We start from the raw sequence: 14917 nt of genomic DNA, 5'->3' as shown, positions 1-14917 counted from the left end.
GCTCGAACCCGAAACGCTGAAGGTGCGCAGCGTTTCACTGTTCGAGCTGTTTCGCAACCGTCTCCATCAGGGTTACAAAAAGGAGGAGGCGAATACGCCCTAGGATGCGAGGGCCACCGCCTTCGCGCCCAGCAACGCGACGATGCGCTGCGGATCGAGCCGGATCTGGAGCCCGCGCTGGCCGCCGTTGACGTAGACCTGCGCCTCCGCCAGCGCCGCCTCCTCCAGAAAGGCCGGCACGCTGCGCATCTGGCCGAAGGGGCTGATCCCGCCGACCTTGTAGCCGGTCATCCGCTCGGCATCGGCGGGCTTCATCATCTGCGCGGACTTGCCGCCCGCCGCCGCCGCGAGGCGCTTCATCGCCACCTCCCGGTCGGACGGCAGGATCACGCAGACCGGCTTGCCGTCGACCAGCGCCATCAGCGTCTTGAGCACGCGCGACGGCGGCTCGCCCAGTGCCTCGGCCGCCTGCATCCCGATGCGGTCGGCCGCCGGGTCATAGTCGTAACGGTGGAGCGAGAAGGCGATGCCCGCCTTCTCCAGCGCCTGCGTGGCGCGCGTGGCCTTCGACATGGGCGTGGCTATCGCGGATCGCAGCGGCCCGCGTCAACCACGCCCTCTTCGCGCGGATCAGCCGATCGCCATCAGGCTGGCGTTGCCGCCGGCCGCCGTGGTGTTGATCGAGGTGGACACTTCCTCCACCAGCCAGTTGAGCGGCATTGCGCCCTCGCCCGTCACCTGCACCGGCACGACCGGCCCCGGCAGCGCGGCGATGTCGCCGAGCGCCTTGCGGACGACAGCGGCATCGCCCTCCACCAGCGCGCCCGCGAACGGACCGGCCGCCTTCCAGTCGGCCGCCCAGCTCAGCCGCTCGGCCACCGGCGACGGCACATGGGCAAGCAGCCGCTGCCACTCGGGCGTCGCCGGGATCACCGCGTCGTTGCCCGTCGCGAGCAGCGCGGCAAGCTGGTTGCACAGCCCCGCCTCGCTCGACGGCAACAGCAGCACGCGGCCGCGCGGATGGAGCGCATAGAGGTTGCGCTCGCCGACCGGCCCTTCCAGCTCGCGCTCCAGCCCGAGCGGGGAGAGACCGGCATAATCGCGCGCCCGGCGCGCCGCATCCTCCTTGCCTTGCGCCGCGAGCCAGCGAGCGAACGCGTGGACGGCGGGCTCGGCCGCCCCGCCCGTGGGCAGCGCCGGCGCCGTCTCGACCAGCCGGCCGAGATAGAGCGGCCCGCCCGCCTTCGGCCCGGTGCCCGACAGCCCGCGCCCGCCGAAGGGCTGCACGCCGACGATCGCGCCGATGATGTTGCGGTTGATGTAGAGATTGCCCGCCTGCACCCGGCCGGTGACATGCGCGATCGTCTCGTCGAGGCGGGTGTGCAGGCCGAAGGTGAGGCCGAAGCCGCTGGCATTGATCTCGTCGATCAGCGTGTCGAGCCGGTCGCGCTGGAAGCGCAGGACGTGCAGCACGGGGCCGAACACCTCGCGCTCGACATCGGCAAGGCGATCGATCTCGATGATCGTCGGCGGCACGAAGGTGCCCTGCCGGGCGCCGGGCGCGAGGCCGATCTGCTCGATCCGGTGGCCGCGCTGGCCCATCATCGTGATGTGGCGCTCGATATTCTCCTTGGCCTCCTGCGTGATGACGGGGCCGACATCGACGCTGAGGCGATCGGTGCTCCCGAGCGTCAGTTCCCGGAGAGCGCCCTTCAGCATCTTCAGCACATGATCGGCGACATCCTCCTGAAGGCAGAGGATGCGCAGCGCCGAGCAACGCTGGCCCGCGCTGTCGAAGGCGGACGCGATCACGTCACCCACCACCTGCTCGGCGAGCGCGGAGGAATCGACGATCATGGCGTTCTGCCCGCCCGTCTCGGCGATCAGTGGGATCGGCTGGCCGTGCGCGGAGAGGCGGCCGGAGAGCGTCTTCTGGATGAGGCGCGCCACGTCGGTGGAGCCCGTGAACATCACCGCCGCCGTCTGCGGCGCATCGACCAGCGCCGCGCCCACCTCGCCCGCGCCGGGCACGAGCTGGAGCACGTCGGCGGGGATGCCCGCCTCATGGAGGATGCGCACCGCCTCGGCGGCGATCAGCGGTGTCTCCTCGGCGGGCTTGGCGAGGACGCTGTTGCCTGCGACCAGCGCCGCCGCGATCTGCCCGGTGAAGATCGCCAGCGGGAAGTTCCACGGGCTGATGCAGGTGACCGCGCCGAGCGGGCGGTTGCCGTCGAGCGTGGCGCGCGCCTGCCCGGCATAATAACGCAGGAAGTCGATCGCCTCGCGCACCTCGGCGATGGCGTTGGCCACCGACTTGCCCGCCTCGCGGACGAGGATGCCGATCAGCGTCGCGATGTCGGCCTGCATCGCATCGGCGGCGCGTTCGAGACGGGCGGCGCGCTCGGCGACGGGGACGGCGGCCCAGCCGGCCGTCGCCAGCGCGGCGCGCGCGACGGCGAAGCGCGCCTCGTCCGGCGTCGCCTCGCGCACCCAGCCCACGATGTCGCGATGATCCGCCGGGTTGAGCACGTCGCGCCGCCCCGCTTCGTCATCGGCCGCGTCGGCGAGCGTCGCGGTCCAGGGACGCGACGCGCTCCGCTGGAGCGTATCGGTCAGCGCGGCCAGCTCATTCTCGTTGGCGAGGTCGAGCCCGGCCGAGTTGCGCCGGTCGCTGTAGAGGCCGGCGGGCAGCGCGATCCCGTCATGCTTCGCCCCCGGCTCCGGCATCGCGCGCACCACCTCGACCGGATCGATCACCAGTTCGTCGATCGACACCGCCGGATCGGCGATGCGATTCACGAAGGAGGAGTTGGCGCCATTCTCCAGCAGGCGGCGGACGAGATAGGCGAGCAGCGTCTCATGTGTGCCGACCGGCGCATAGATGCGGCACGGACGGCCGAGGCCTTGCGTGCCCACCACCTCGTCATAGAGCCCTTCGCCCATGCCGTGCAGGCACTGGAACTCATAATCGCCGATCGCGAAATCCGGCCCGGCAAGATGATAGATGGTCGCGAGCGTCTGGGCGTTGTGGGTGGCGAACTGCGGGAAGATCACGTCGCGCGCATCGAGCAGCTTGCGGGCACAGGCGACGTAGGAAATGTCGGTGTGGACCTTGCGGGTGAAGACCGGGAAGTCGCTGAGGCCGTCCACCTGCGCGCGCTTGATCTCAGCGTCCCAATAGGCACCCTTGACGAGGCGCACCATGATCCGGCGCCCCGCGCGACGGGCAAGGTCGATGATGAAGTCCAGCACGAAGGGGCAGCGCTTGCCATAGGCCTGCACCACGAAGCCGAGGCCGTTCCATCCGGCCAGCGCCGGATCGAGCGCCAGCGCCTCCAGCAGATCGAGCGAGAGTTCGAGGCGATCCGCCTCCTCCGCGTCGATGTTGAAGCCGATGCCGTAGGACGCCGCGAGCTTGGCCAGCGCCTGTACGCTCGGCAGCAACTCGGCCATCACGCGGTCGCTCTGCGCGCGCGCATAGCGCGGGTGGAGCGCGGAGAGCTTGATCGAGATGCCCGGCCCGCCATAGACGCCGCGCCCCGCCGACGCCTTGCCGATCGCGTGGATCGCGGCCTCATAGTCGGCATAATAGCGCCGGGCGTCGGCGCCGGTCATCGCCGCCTCGCCAAGCATGTCGTAGGAATAGCCGAAGCCCTTGGCCTCCAGCGGACGGGCCCGGCGGAGCGCCTCGTCGATCGTCTGGCCGGTGACGAACTGCTCGCCCATCATCCGCATCGCCATGTCGACGCCGCGCCGCACGACCGGCTCGCCGCAACGCGCCACGAGACGGGTCAGCGCCGCGCCGAGGCCCTGCTCGTTGACGCTGTTGACCAGCTTGCCGGTGACGACCAGCCCCCAGGTCGCCGCGTTGACGAAGATCGAGCGGCCATTGCCGAGATGCGCCTTCCAGTCGCCGCCGCCGATCTTGTCGCGGATCAGCCGGTCGCGGGTGGCGTTGTCGGGGATGCGCAGCAGCGCCTCGGCAAGGCACATCAGCGCCACGCCTTCCTGGCTCGACAGCGCATATTCCTGCACGAGGCCCTCGACGCCATCGCCCTTGTGCTTGGCGCGCAGAGCCGAGACCAGCGTCCGCGCGGTGTCGGCGACGGCGGCGCGGGTGGCTTGCGGAAGCGTCGCGCGTTCGAGCAGCGGCGCCATCGCCTCGATCTCGGGCCGGCGATACGCCGCCGTGATTGCCTGACGCAGCGGCGACTGCGGGCGGATCGGCGGCGCGAAATGCGCGAAGGGAAGTGCAAGCTGGCCGGAAGACGACATGATGGGAGCCCCAATCGGATGGATCGGCGCATCCTACTCCATTGCCGTCTGGCGATCAGACCACATATCGGCGACAATCAGTCCGAACGGACTATATTTCAGGCCATAGAAAGTCTGCTGGAATGAAAAACCGGGATTCTCAGGTCGAACTGGATAGCTTCGATCATCAGATCATCGACGCCCTCACCCGCGACGGCCGCATGACCGTCACCGAACTGGCGCGACAGGTCGGTCTGTCCAAGACGCCCTGCCAGGTGCGGCTCCGGCGGCTGATCGACGAGGGCGTGATCCGGGGCTTCCGCGCGCAGGTCGATGCGGGCAAGCTCGGCATGGACCATATCGCCTTCGCCACGGTGAAGCTCTCCGACACGCGCGAGAAGGCGCTCACCGAGTTCAATCAGGCGGTGCGGAAGATCCGCGAGGTGGAGGAGTGCCACATGATCGCGAGCAACTTCGATTATCTGCTGAAGGTGCGCACCACCGACATCCGCAAATACCGCATCGTGCTGGGCGAGAAGATCTCCAGCCTGCCGCACGTCGCGAGCACCTCCACCTTCGTGGCGATGGAGACGGTGCAGGAGGTGGGATGAAGGGGCCGGTGGTGCTGCCGGGGAGGATTGAACTCCCGACCTCAGCCTTACCAAGGATGCGCTCTACCACTGAGCTACGGCAGCACGGCCCGATTTCCGCCGCCGCTGGGCGGTGGCGAGGCCGGCCCTATGGAGAAAGCCGCGCGGCCCGTCAAGCAGGCTTGCACAACTTTCTGCAATCGGCCTAACCGCGAACCCATGGACGCCAAGACCGATCGGCAAAAGCGGCTCGCCGAAGCGCTGCGCACCAACCTCCGCCGCCGCAAGGAACAGGCGCGGGAGAAGGAAAACGACACCCCGCAGCCCGAATCGTCACAGGAAAAGGATCGCTAGGGCGGCGGCACCCCGTCAGGGCCACCGCCACCCCGGACGGATCAGACGAGCGGCGCGGTCGCCTGCTCCAGCCAGCCGCGCACGTCGGCCGGGACCAGCGGGCCGATCTCGCGCAACACGCGGGCGTGATAGGCATCGAGCCACTCCCGCTCTTCCGGCGAGAGCATCGACAGCTCGACCAGACGGCGGTCGATCGGCGCCAGCGTCAGCGACTGGAAGCCGAGCATCGCCTTCTCCGCGCCCTCGATCGCCTGCTCCTCGACCAGCACCAGATTCTCGATGCGGATGCCGTAGCCGCCGGTCTTGTAATAACCCGGCTCGTTCGAGAGGATCATGCCGGCGCGCAGCGGCTCGTCGCCACCCGCCTGCCCGCTGCCCGGCGTCGCGATGCGCTGCGGGCCTTCGTGCACCGACAGATAGCTGCCGACGCCATGGCCGGTGCCATGGGCGTAATCGAGGCCCGCCTGCCACAGATATTGCCGCGCCAGCGTATCGAGCTGGGTGCCACGCGTGCCCTTGGGGAAGATGGCGCGGGCGAGCGCAATATGGCCCTTGAGCACGCGGGTGAAGCGATCCTTCATCTCGGCGGTCGGCGTGCCGATGGGGACGGTGCGGGTGATGTCGGTGGTGCCATCCTCATATTGGCCGCCCGAATCGATGAGATAGAGCGTGCCCTGCTCGATCGGGCGCACCGTCTTCTCCGACACGCGGTAGTGGACCACCGCGCCGTTGGGGCCGGAGCCCGAGATGGTGTCGAACGACAGATCCTTGAGCGCGCCCGTCTCGTCGCGGAAGGCTTCGAGCTTGGCGGCGGCGGTCAGCTCGTCCTCGCCGCCGTTCGCGGCCACGGTGTCGACCCAGTGCAGGAAGCGCGTCACCGCCGCGCCGTCGCGAACATGCGCCGCCTTGGTGCCCGCGATCTCGACCGCGTTCTTGATCGCCTTGGGCAGCACGACCGGATCGCGCTTCTCGCTGATCTTGGCGCCCGCCTCGGCGAGGCTGTCGAAGATGGCGGCGACGGCGCGCTCGGGATCGACCATCACGCGCTGCCCGGCGAGGCTCGCCAGAGCGCCAGCGAAGGCGTCACGCGGGCGGACATGGACGGCGTTGCCGAGATGCGTCGCGACCGCATCGTCCACCTTGTCGGGATCGACGAACAGCTCGGCGGTCGCATCCGCCTTGAGCAGCGCATAGGCCAGCGCCACCGGCGTGCGGCTGACATCGGTGCCGCGCACGTTGAACGCCCAGGCGATCGAATCGAGCGCGGAGAGGACGACGGCGTCGGCGCCCTCCTTCGTGAGCCAGTCGGCCACATCCTGCCGCTTGGCCGCCGCGGACTGGCCGCTCAGCGCATCGGGCTGGACGACAAGGCGGGCGTCGGACGGAGCCGGGCGATCGGCCCACACTGCGTCGATCGGGTTGGTCTCGACCGCGACCAGCTCCGCGCCACGGCTCGCGAGCGCCTTCTTGGCGGCCTCGACCCAGCCCTTGGTGTGCAGCCACGGGTCGTAGCCGATGCGGCCGCCCTGCGGCGCATGCTCCTTGAGCCACGACGACACCGAGGTTTCCGGCACCGACTGGTAGCTCCACTGGTCAGCCGAGACCTGCTCGCGGACCTGAAGCGTGTAGCGGCCGTCGACGAAGATCGCGGCCTCCTCCGACAGCACGACGGCGCTGCCAGCCGAACCCTCGAACCCGGTCAGCCAGGCGAGGCGCTGGGCATAGGCGCCGACATATTCGGACATGTGCTCGTCGGTGAGCGGCACGACGAAGCCGTCGAGACGGCGGCGGGCAAGCTCGTCGCGCAGCGCGGCGAGGCGATCAGCATAAGTGGACATGGCGCCTAGATAGTCCTCTTCGCCGGCCGGAGAAAGATCGCGGGAGGCGGGATTTTCCGGGCCTGGGGATCGGCCCGGCTCATCGGCCGTTCATCCTTCGCGAGTCATGGTTAATGCGGAATAACGACCGGGAATGGGGTTCATGGTCGGGCTTGGAATGCAGGATCGGGTTTTGCGGGGGCGCTCCAGCGTCCCGCCGATGGGGCAAGGCCTCGCCGTGGTGGCGTCGATCGCGGTGCTGGGCCTGCTGATCCTTGCGGGCATCGGCATCTATCTTTTCTCGCTGCACGTCGCCTCCGTGCGCAACCAGGGAACGGCGCTCGATGCGCAGCTCCTCGCCAAGCGGCAGGAGGTGCAGAAGCTGCGCAACGAGCTGGACGTGCGCAGCCGCTTCGTCGAGCTGGAGCGCTGGGGGCCGGCGCTCGGCCTCGGCACCGCCACCGGGCATCAATATGCCTCCGGCCTGCACCAGCTCGATAGCGCGGCGGATGCACGGCGCATCGAACTCCAGAAAGTCGCGCTCGCCCAGACGAGCTGCGCGGGCGGCCCCGCACCGCAATCGCAGTGCCGGGCCGGCCCCGCCGCAGGCCGTGCGGGCTATTCGCCCCAGCCCCGCCAGCAGATGGACCATCTGATCGACGGCATCCTCTAGGGCCAGCTTGCGCGAGACGCACGCCGCCCCCACAAAGCGGGCCATGATCGATCCCGCCAAGCTCCCTGCCCCGCCGGTCGCCGCCCGCCATGCCCACAGCTATGAGCGCCACGGCCGCACCGTCTCCGACGATTATGCGTGGCTGAAGGACGCCGGCTATCCCGACATCTCGGACGAGACGATCCTCGCCTATCTGCGCGAGGAGAACGCCTATTTCGAGGCCGCCATGGCCCCGGTGCGGCCACTGGTCGACATGCTCTTCGCCGAGATGAAGGGGCGGATGAAGGAGGATGACGCCTCCGTCCCCCGCAAGGATGGCGACTGGGACTATTGGTGGGCGTTCGAGACGGGCGCGCAATATCGCCGCTGGCTCCGCCGCCCGACAGGCTCGGCCGAGGAAGCCCACATCATCCTCGACGAGGTGAAGGAAGCCGAGGGCCACGATTATTTCCGCCTCGGCGCGCTTGCAATCAGCCCGGACGGCAGCCTCGCCGCCTATGCGGTCGACACCAGCGGGGCCGAGCGCTTCACGCTCAAGATCCGCGACCTCGCGACCGGCGAGGACATCGAGACGATCAGCACCGTGGTCAACGGCGCAGTGGTGTGGTCGGCGGGTTCGGACGCGGTGGCCTACACCGAGGTCAACGACAATTGGCGGACTTTCCGCGCGCGGTTGCACAAGCTCGGCTCCGATCCCGAGGGCGACCCGACGCTCTACGAGGAGACGCAGGACATCGGCTTCAACGTCCACCTCGGCCGCACGCAGGATCGGCAATGGATCGTCGTCGGCACCAACGATCATGAGACGAGCGAAATCCGCCTCGTCCCCGCCGCCGATCCCTTGGCCGAGCCGCTGCTGATCTCGCCGCGCCGGGAGAAGCGCCAGTACAGCGTCGACTCCGCGCACGGCCGCCTCTGGATTCTGACGAACGACGACCACATCAACTTCCGCCTCGCCTCCGCCTCGCCGCAAACGCCGGAGCAGTGGGAGACAGTGATCGCCGGCTCGGACCATGTCTATCTGCGCGGCATCTCCAGCTTCGCCCGCCACATCGTGATCGAAGAGCGCGTCGACGGCCTCGACCAGATTCGCCTGCGCACCTACGCAGGCGACGAGCACCGCGTTCCCTTCCCCGAGGCGAGCTACACCGCCGGCCTCGGCACCAACCCCGAGTTCGACACGCCCGACTATCGCATCGGCTACGCCTCGATGGTCACGCCGGACACCATCTACGACTATGACGCCGACACTCGCCAGCTCACCGTCCGCAAGGTGCGCGAGGTGCCATCGGGCTACGACGCCGGCCTCTACGCCACCGAGCGCCTGATGGTGCCGGCCCGCGACGGGAAGAGCATCCCGGTGTCGGTCGTCTACCGCAAGGGCTTCGAGAAGAACGGCCGCGGGCCGGTCTTCCTCTATGCCTATGGCGCTTATGGCTTCGCCTATCCGCCGGGCTTCTCGGCCGATCGCCTGTCGCTCCTCGATCGCGGCTGGGCGTGTGCGATCGCGCATATCCGGGGTGGCGACGATCTCGGCTATGGCTGGTATCTCGACGGCAAGGCCGAGAAGCGCTGGAACACCTTCCACGACTTCTCCGACGCCGCGAAGGGCCTGATCGCCGCCAGCTTCGCCTCCCCCGGCCGGATCGCCATCCAGGGCGGTTCGGCGGGCGGCGAGCTGATGGGCGTCGTCGCCAACACCGATCCCGATCTGTGGGGTGCGGTGGTGGCCGACGTGCCCTTCGTCGACGTGCTCAACACGATGCAGGACGAGAGCCTGCCCCTCACCCCCGGCGAGTGGCCCGAATGGGGCAATCCGATCACCGACCCGGCAGCGTTCGATCTGATCCGCAGCTATTCGCCCTACGACAATGTCTCGGCGCAGGCCTATCCGCCGATGCTCATCACCGGCGGCTTGAACGACCCGCGCGTGACCTATTGGGAGCCCGCCAAATGGGCCGCCCGCCTGCGCGCAACCAAGATCGACGCCAACCCGCTGCTCCTCAAGATCAACATGGGTGCGGGGCATGGCGGCAAGTCCGGCCGCTATGAGGCGATCACCGAGAAGGCCGAGGCCTATGCCTTCATGATCGAGGCGCTGGGATGAGCGCCGCCCGCCCCGTCTTCGAGATGGCGTTCGAGGCGACCGACGCCGAGATCGACGAGCTGGGACATGTCAACAACGCCGCCTGGGTGCGCTGGGTGCAGGATGTCGCCACCGCGCACTGGCGCGCGGGCGCGACGCCGGAGCAGGTGGCGGCCTATGTCTGGGTCGTGGTGCGGCACGAGATCGACTATCTCCGCGCGCTCGGCCCCGGCGGCCGGGTGACGGCGCGGACATGGGTGGGCGACGCCCCCACCGGCGCCCGCTTCGATCGCTTCGTCGAGTTCGTCGGCGAAGGCGGCAAGCCGCATGTCCGCTCGCGCACCACCTGGGCGATGATCGACATCGCGAGCGGCCGCCCCGCCCGCATTCCGCAGGCGATCACCGAGCGCTTCCTCTAAAGGGGTTGCGCATCGGCCCCCAAGCGGCTGTTATACGGACGTGCGGTCCGGAGCCGGGGGGCTAGTCCGCGCACCAACGATAACGAAATCAGGGATACCCCCCAAGATGCGCACCCGTTTCCATCTGCCTCTCCTCGCGCTCGCCGCGGCCTTCAGCCTGCCCGCGCTCGCCGCCCAGCCGGCCGCCAAGGGCGACGCCAAGCCCGTCAAGTCCGGCAAGACAGACCTCGCCGCGATGCACCAGCAGGACAAGGAGGCGGACGCCGCCGCCGGCTGGGTGCAGGCGCCGGTCGAGGAGCAGACGGTCGTCACCCACCATGTCGCGACCACGCAGTCGGGCCCGATCAAGTACACCGCCACCGCCGGCACGCTCACCATCCGCGATGACGAGGCCAAGCCGATCGCCTCGGTCTTCTACGTCGCCTACACGGCCGACGGCGTGAAGGATTACAGCCGTCGCCCGGTGACCTTCTTCTACAACGGCGGCCCCGGCTCCTCGACGCTGTGGCTGCACATGGGCAGCTTCGCGCCCGAGCGCGTGCAGACCGCCAACCCCGAATATATCCGCCCCGCCCCCTATGGCTTCGGGCCGAACCGCGACACGCTGCTCGACAAGTCGGACCTGATCTTCGTCGACGCGATCGGCACCGGCTATTCGCGCCCGCTCGGCGACAAGAAGGGCAGCGATTTCTGGGGTGTCGATCAGGACGCGGACGGCTTCGCCCGCGCGATCATGCGCTACGTCACCAAGAATGCCCGCTGGCAGTCGCCGAAGTTCATCTTCGGCGAAAGCTACGGCACGACGCGGTCGGGCGCGCTCTCCTATCTGCTTCAGGATCGCGGCATGGCGCTCAATGGCGTCATCATCCTCTCGTCGATCCTGAACTACGGCATCCGCCAGCCGGGCTTCGACCAGATCTACATCAACTATCTGCCGAGCTTCGCCGCCACCGCCTGGTATCACCACAAGGTGCCGAACCCGCCGGCCGACGTCGCCACCTTCGTCGAGCAGGCGCGCGAGTTCGCGTCCGGTCCCTATGCCGCGGCGCTGGCGCAGGGCTCGGCCCTCGATCCGGCCAAGCGCAACGAGATCGCGCAGCAGCTCTCGGCGTTCACCGGCCTGTCGCCGGCCTTCATCCTCAACGCCAACCTGCGCGTCGACCTGTCGCGCTTCCAGAAGGAGCTGCTGCGCGACCAGCGGCTGACGGTCGGCCGCTATGACAGCCGCTACACCGGCATCGACGCCGATGCCGCCGGCGAGCGCCCCGAGTTCGACGCCTCCGACACCGCCATCTCGGGCGCGTTCATCGCCAGCTTCCAGGACTATGTGGTGCGCGAGCTGGGCTACAAGACCGACATGCCCTACCGCGTGTCAGCCTACGGGCTGGACGGCTTCAAGTGGGACTTCACCCACAAGGCGCCGGGCGGCGGCAACCGCCCGCAGACCTCGCCCGACGTGGCGGTGGACCTGTCGGCCGCGATGCGGACCAACCCCTATCTCCATGTCCTGTCCTTGAACGGCTATTACGACATGGCGACGCCCTTCTTCGGCACCGAATATGATCTGAAGCACATGGATCTCCAGCCGGCGCAGGCCCAGAATCTGGAGTTCCGTTATTATCCGTCGGGCCACATGGCCTATCTCAACCCGGATGCGCTCCACGCGCTGCACCGCGATCTCGCCGCCTTCTACGACAAGGTGGTGTCGAGCGCGGTGACCGGCCGCACGGAGGCGACACCCTCGCTGTCGTCGGGTCACGCGCCGGGCAACGGGCCGAACTGAGCCCGCGCGGCGGGCGCACCGGATTGACCGGGCGCCCGCCGCGCCCCATGCTGTTTCGCATGGGCAATACACTGCCCGCAAGAACGAGCGCCGCCGTTGAACGGCGACGCACAGGGGAGTTTCACACGACATGATGAAGACGCTGATGCTCGGCGTGAGTTGCGCGGGCCTGCTCGCCGGTGCCACCATGGCCGCCGCCCCGAAGAAGGCGCCCGCGATGACCGCCGCCACCTCGACCAACCCGCTGCTCGCGCCGTGGACCGGCCCCTATGGCGGCGTGCCGGCGTTCGACAAGGTGAAAGTCGCCGATTTCGAGCCCGCCTTCGCGCAGGCGATGGCGATGAACCTCAAGGAGATCGACGCGATCGCCAACAACCCGGCGGCGCCGACCTTCGACAACACCATCGTCGCCATGGAGAAGGCCGGCAAGCCGCTGACCCGCGCCTTCGCCTTCTTCAACATCTGGCAGGGCAACATGAACACGGCGGAGTTCCAGCCAGTCGAGACCAAGCTCGCGCCGCAGCTCTCTGCCTTCCAGGACAAGATCACCCAGAACGCGAAGCTCTTCGCCCGCATCGACGCGGTCTACAACTCGCCCGCCAAGGCGAAGCTGACACCGGAGCAGCAGCGGCTCGTCTGGTTCTACTGGAACAACTTCACCCAGCAGGGCGCCAAGCTGCCGCCCGCGGACAAGGCCAAGCTGTCGGACGTGAACCAGCAGCTCGCGACGCTCTATACCAAGTTCAGCCAGAACGAGCTGGCTGACGAGGAGAATTACGCCGTCGTCATCACCAAGGACCAGCTCGGCGGCCTGCCGCAGGCGCTGGTCGACGGCTTGGCGGAGGACGCCAAGGCGCACAACCTGCCCGCCGGCCAGTATCGCATCGCCAACACCCGCTCGGCGGCCGAGCCGGTGCTCACCTATTCGTCGGACCGGAGCTTGCGCGAGAAGACGTTCCGCATGTGGACGTCGCGCGGCGACAACGGCAACGCCAACGACAACAACGCCATCGCCAGCCAGATCCTGAAGCTGCGCGCTGAGAAGGCGCATCTGCTCGGCTACCAGACCTATGCCGACTGGCACCTTGCCGACACCATGGCGAAGAAGCCGCAGAACGCGCTCGATCTCGAAATGGCGATGTGGTGGCCGGCGGTGGCGCAGGTCCACAAGGACGTCGCCGAGATGCAGAAGATCGTCGACGCCGAGAAGGGCGGCTTCCAGATCCAGCCCTGGGACTATCGCTATTACGCCGAGAAGGTCCGCAAGGCGAAGTACGACCTCGATATGAACGAGGTGAAGCCGTACTTGCAGCTCGACCATGTCCGCGAGGCGATGTTCTACGCCGCCAACCGGCTCTACGGCTTCACCTTCACGCCGGTGCAGGGCCTGCCGGTCTACCAGCCCGACGTCACCGTCTATGAGGTGAAGCGCGGCAACCAGCATGTCGGCCTCTGGTATTTCGATCCCTATGCGCGCGCCGGCAAGAACTCGGGCGCATGGATGAACGCCTATCGCGAGCAGAGCCGCGTCGAGGGCGACGTGCCGACGATCGTCTCCAACAATGCCAATTTCGTGAAGGCCGCGCCGGGCGCCCCGGTGCTGCTGTCGTGGGATGACGCGGACACCATGTTCCACGAATTCGGCCATGCGCTGCACGGGCTGAACTCGAACGTCACCTACCCCTCGCTGTCGGGCACCAACACCGCGCGCGACTTCGTGGAGTTCCCGAGCCAGTTCAACGAGAACTATCTCACCACGCCCGAGGTGCTGCACTTCCTCGTCAACGAGAAGGGCGAGCAGATGCCCGCCGCCCTCGTCGCCAAGATCAAGGCGGCGGAGAAGTTCAACACCGCCTTCTCCGTGGTCGAGACCGAGGCTTCCGCGATCGTCGACATGAAGCTGCACCTCGCCGGCGACACGCCGATCGATACCAAGCAGTTCGAGAAGACCACGCTGGCCGAGCTCAAGATGCCCACCGAGATCGTGATGCGCCACCGCATCCCGCAGTTCGGCCACATCTTCTCGGGCGAAGGCTATGCGGCGGGCTATTACGGCTATCTCTGGGCCAAGACGCTCGACCATGACGCGTTCGAGGCCTTCACCGAGGCCGGCAGCCCGTGGGATCCGGCGACCGCCAAGCGCTTCCACGACACCATCCTGTCGGTGGGCAACACGGTCGATCCGGCGGTCGCCTTCCGCAACTTCCGCGGGCGCGATCCGAAGATCGACGCGACGCTCCGCTTCGAGGGCTTCCCCGTCCCGACCGCGAAGTGATGCTCCTTTAGGCTGACTTCTCCGCCCTGCGTCGACGCGTTAGCCTGTCGGCGCAGGGCAAGGAGAGGATCATGGCCTACACGGGAAGCTGCTTCTGCGGCGCGGTGGAGCTGAGGGTCGAGGGCGAGCCGGAGGCCATGGGCTATTGCCATTGCCGCTCCTGCCGGAGCTGGTCGGGCGGCCCGGTCAATGCCTTCAGCCTGTGGAAGCCCGACGCGGTGACGATCACCGCCGGCGCGGAGCATGTCGCCACCTTCGCCAGGACGCCGCTCAGCCATCGCCAATATTGCGCCAAGTGCAGGGGCCATCTGATGACCCGCCACCCGCCGATCGAGCTGATCGACGTGTTCGCCGCGACCCTGCCGGACCTGCCCTTCCGGCCCGCCGTCCATGTGAACTATGCCGAGACGGTGCTGCCGATGAAGGACGGTCTGCCCAAGCTCCGCGATTTCCCGGCCGAACTGGGCGGCTCTGGAGAGAGCGTGCCGGAATAGCGACTCGTTCCTGATCCGAATCGACTCGGGCGAATCGTCGAGGCTTCCCTTTCGCCAGACTGTGACATCACGTTCCCCATGCCGGCGAATTGTGACGGTCACCCCTCGTGGGGGGTCGAGAGGCCTGTCGAGCCCCGTCGCAGTCCTCCTCTTCGGGATCGCCCGGAATCCG

At 68.1% G+C, this 14917-nt stretch carries 11 protein-coding genes and 1 tRNA gene; 8 read left to right on the top strand and 4 right to left on the bottom strand.

All coding sequences use genetic code 11. From position 1 onward, the window contains the following. Positions 1–99: 99 nt before the first annotated feature. Together ybaK and putA are read right to left on the bottom strand one after the other, a co-directional pair. Positions 100–573 (bottom strand): Cys-tRNA(Pro) deacylase, encoded by a 474-nt coding sequence (gene ybaK, locus ST3T6A_RS0103020; RefSeq protein ID WP_019831412.1) that lies wholly within the window; start codon positions 571–573, stop codon positions 100–102. Between the two features lie 57 nt (positions 574–630). Then, a complete protein-coding gene (gene putA, locus ST3T6A_RS0103015) occupies positions 631–4275 on the bottom strand; it encodes a trifunctional transcriptional regulator/proline dehydrogenase/L-glutamate gamma-semialdehyde dehydrogenase (protein ID WP_019831411.1) in 3645 nt (1214 codons plus the stop codon). Positions 4276–4397: 122 nt separating this feature from the next. On the opposite strand from putA, the gene ST3T6A_RS0103010 reads away from it, so the two are divergent. Next, complete coding sequence (locus ST3T6A_RS0103010) at positions 4398–4865, top strand: Lrp/AsnC family transcriptional regulator (protein ID WP_019831410.1); 468 nt, start codon at positions 4398–4400, stop codon at positions 4863–4865. A gap of 9 nt (positions 4866–4874) precedes the next feature. Here the strand turns inward: ST3T6A_RS0103010 and ST3T6A_RS0103005 are convergent. After that, positions 4875–4949: transfer RNA gene (locus ST3T6A_RS0103005), tRNA-Thr, on the bottom strand. 114 nt (positions 4950–5063) lie between these two features. Here ST3T6A_RS0103005 and ST3T6A_RS22120 point away from each other — a divergent pair. Further along, positions 5064–5198: a hypothetical protein gene (locus tag ST3T6A_RS22120; RefSeq protein WP_019831409.1), complete on the top strand. Its 135-nt coding sequence runs from the start codon at positions 5064–5066 to the stop codon at positions 5196–5198. A gap of 41 nt (positions 5199–5239) precedes the next feature. Here ST3T6A_RS22120 and ST3T6A_RS0102995 read toward each other — a convergent pair whose 3' ends face one another. Next, positions 5240–7036, bottom strand: a complete 1797-nt coding sequence (locus tag ST3T6A_RS0102995; RefSeq protein ID WP_019831408.1) for an aminopeptidase P family protein — start codon at positions 7034–7036, stop codon at positions 5240–5242. Positions 7037–7178: 142 nt separating this feature from the next. Between ST3T6A_RS0102995 and ST3T6A_RS0102990 the strand changes: the two genes are divergently transcribed. The 6 genes from ST3T6A_RS0102990 to ST3T6A_RS0102965 all read left to right on the top strand — a co-directional run bounded on the left by ST3T6A_RS0102990 (position 7179) and on the right by ST3T6A_RS0102965 (position 14745). Then, positions 7179–7688 (top strand): hypothetical protein, encoded by a 510-nt coding sequence (locus tag ST3T6A_RS0102990; protein ID WP_157602374.1) that lies wholly within the window; start codon positions 7179–7181, stop codon positions 7686–7688. Positions 7689–7731: 43 nt separating this feature from the next. Next, positions 7732–9795 (top strand): S9 family peptidase, encoded by a 2064-nt coding sequence (locus tag ST3T6A_RS0102985; RefSeq protein WP_019831406.1) that lies wholly within the window; start codon positions 7732–7734, stop codon positions 9793–9795. Next, positions 9792–10193: an acyl-CoA thioesterase gene (locus ST3T6A_RS0102980; RefSeq protein WP_019831405.1), complete on the top strand. Its 402-nt coding sequence runs from the start codon at positions 9792–9794 to the stop codon at positions 10191–10193. The genes ST3T6A_RS0102985 and ST3T6A_RS0102980 overlap by 4 nt, the downstream gene beginning before the upstream one ends. 106 nt (positions 10194–10299) lie before the next feature. Next, positions 10300–11976, top strand: coding sequence for a S10 family peptidase (locus tag ST3T6A_RS0102975; protein ID WP_019831404.1), 1677 nt, complete (start codon positions 10300–10302; stop codon positions 11974–11976). A 130-nt stretch (positions 11977–12106) separates the two neighbouring features. Next, positions 12107–14251 carry a M3 family metallopeptidase gene (locus tag ST3T6A_RS0102970; RefSeq protein WP_019831403.1) on the top strand — a complete coding sequence of 715 codons (2145 nt, stop codon included), beginning with the start codon at positions 12107–12109 and terminating at the stop codon, positions 14249–14251. 71 nt (positions 14252–14322) lie between these two features. Further along, a complete protein-coding gene (locus ST3T6A_RS0102965; protein WP_019831402.1) occupies positions 14323–14745 on the top strand; it encodes a GFA family protein in 423 nt (140 codons plus the stop codon). Positions 14746–14917: the final 172 nt, after the last annotated feature.

The sequence above is a fragment of the Sphingomonas sp. PR090111-T3T-6A genome (assembly GCF_000383095.1).
In the GTDB taxonomy this organism is placed as follows: Bacteria; Pseudomonadota; Alphaproteobacteria; order Sphingomonadales; family Sphingomonadaceae; genus Solisphingomonas.
The sequence above is the reverse complement of the archived record's forward strand: the minus strand, read 5'-3'. Positions and strand labels throughout refer to the sequence as shown.

Excerpts from the sequence above, each read along its gene's own strand:
- ybaK (WP_019831412.1), bottom strand. The coding sequence starts at position 573 with ATGTCGAAGGCCACGCGCGCCACGCAGGCGCTGGAGAAGGCGGGCATC.
- putA (WP_019831411.1), bottom strand. The coding sequence starts at position 4,275 with ATGTCGTCTTCCGGCCAGCTTGCACTTCCCTTCGCGCATTTCGCGCCG.
- ST3T6A_RS0103010 (WP_019831410.1), top strand. The coding sequence starts at position 4,398 with ATGAAAAACCGGGATTCTCAGGTCGAACTGGATAGCTTCGATCATCAG.
- ST3T6A_RS22120 (WP_019831409.1), top strand. The coding sequence starts at position 5,064 with ATGGACGCCAAGACCGATCGGCAAAAGCGGCTCGCCGAAGCGCTGCGC.
- ST3T6A_RS0102995 (WP_019831408.1), bottom strand. The coding sequence starts at position 7,036 with ATGTCCACTTATGCTGATCGCCTCGCCGCGCTGCGCGACGAGCTTGCC.
- ST3T6A_RS0102990 (WP_157602374.1), top strand. The coding sequence starts at position 7,179 with ATGGTCGGGCTTGGAATGCAGGATCGGGTTTTGCGGGGGCGCTCCAGC.
- ST3T6A_RS0102985 (WP_019831406.1), top strand. The coding sequence starts at position 7,732 with ATGATCGATCCCGCCAAGCTCCCTGCCCCGCCGGTCGCCGCCCGCCAT.
- ST3T6A_RS0102980 (WP_019831405.1), top strand. The coding sequence starts at position 9,792 with ATGAGCGCCGCCCGCCCCGTCTTCGAGATGGCGTTCGAGGCGACCGAC.
- ST3T6A_RS0102975 (WP_019831404.1), top strand. The coding sequence starts at position 10,300 with ATGCGCACCCGTTTCCATCTGCCTCTCCTCGCGCTCGCCGCGGCCTTC.
- ST3T6A_RS0102970 (WP_019831403.1), top strand. The coding sequence starts at position 12,107 with ATGATGAAGACGCTGATGCTCGGCGTGAGTTGCGCGGGCCTGCTCGCC.
- ST3T6A_RS0102965 (WP_019831402.1), top strand. The coding sequence starts at position 14,323 with ATGGCCTACACGGGAAGCTGCTTCTGCGGCGCGGTGGAGCTGAGGGTC.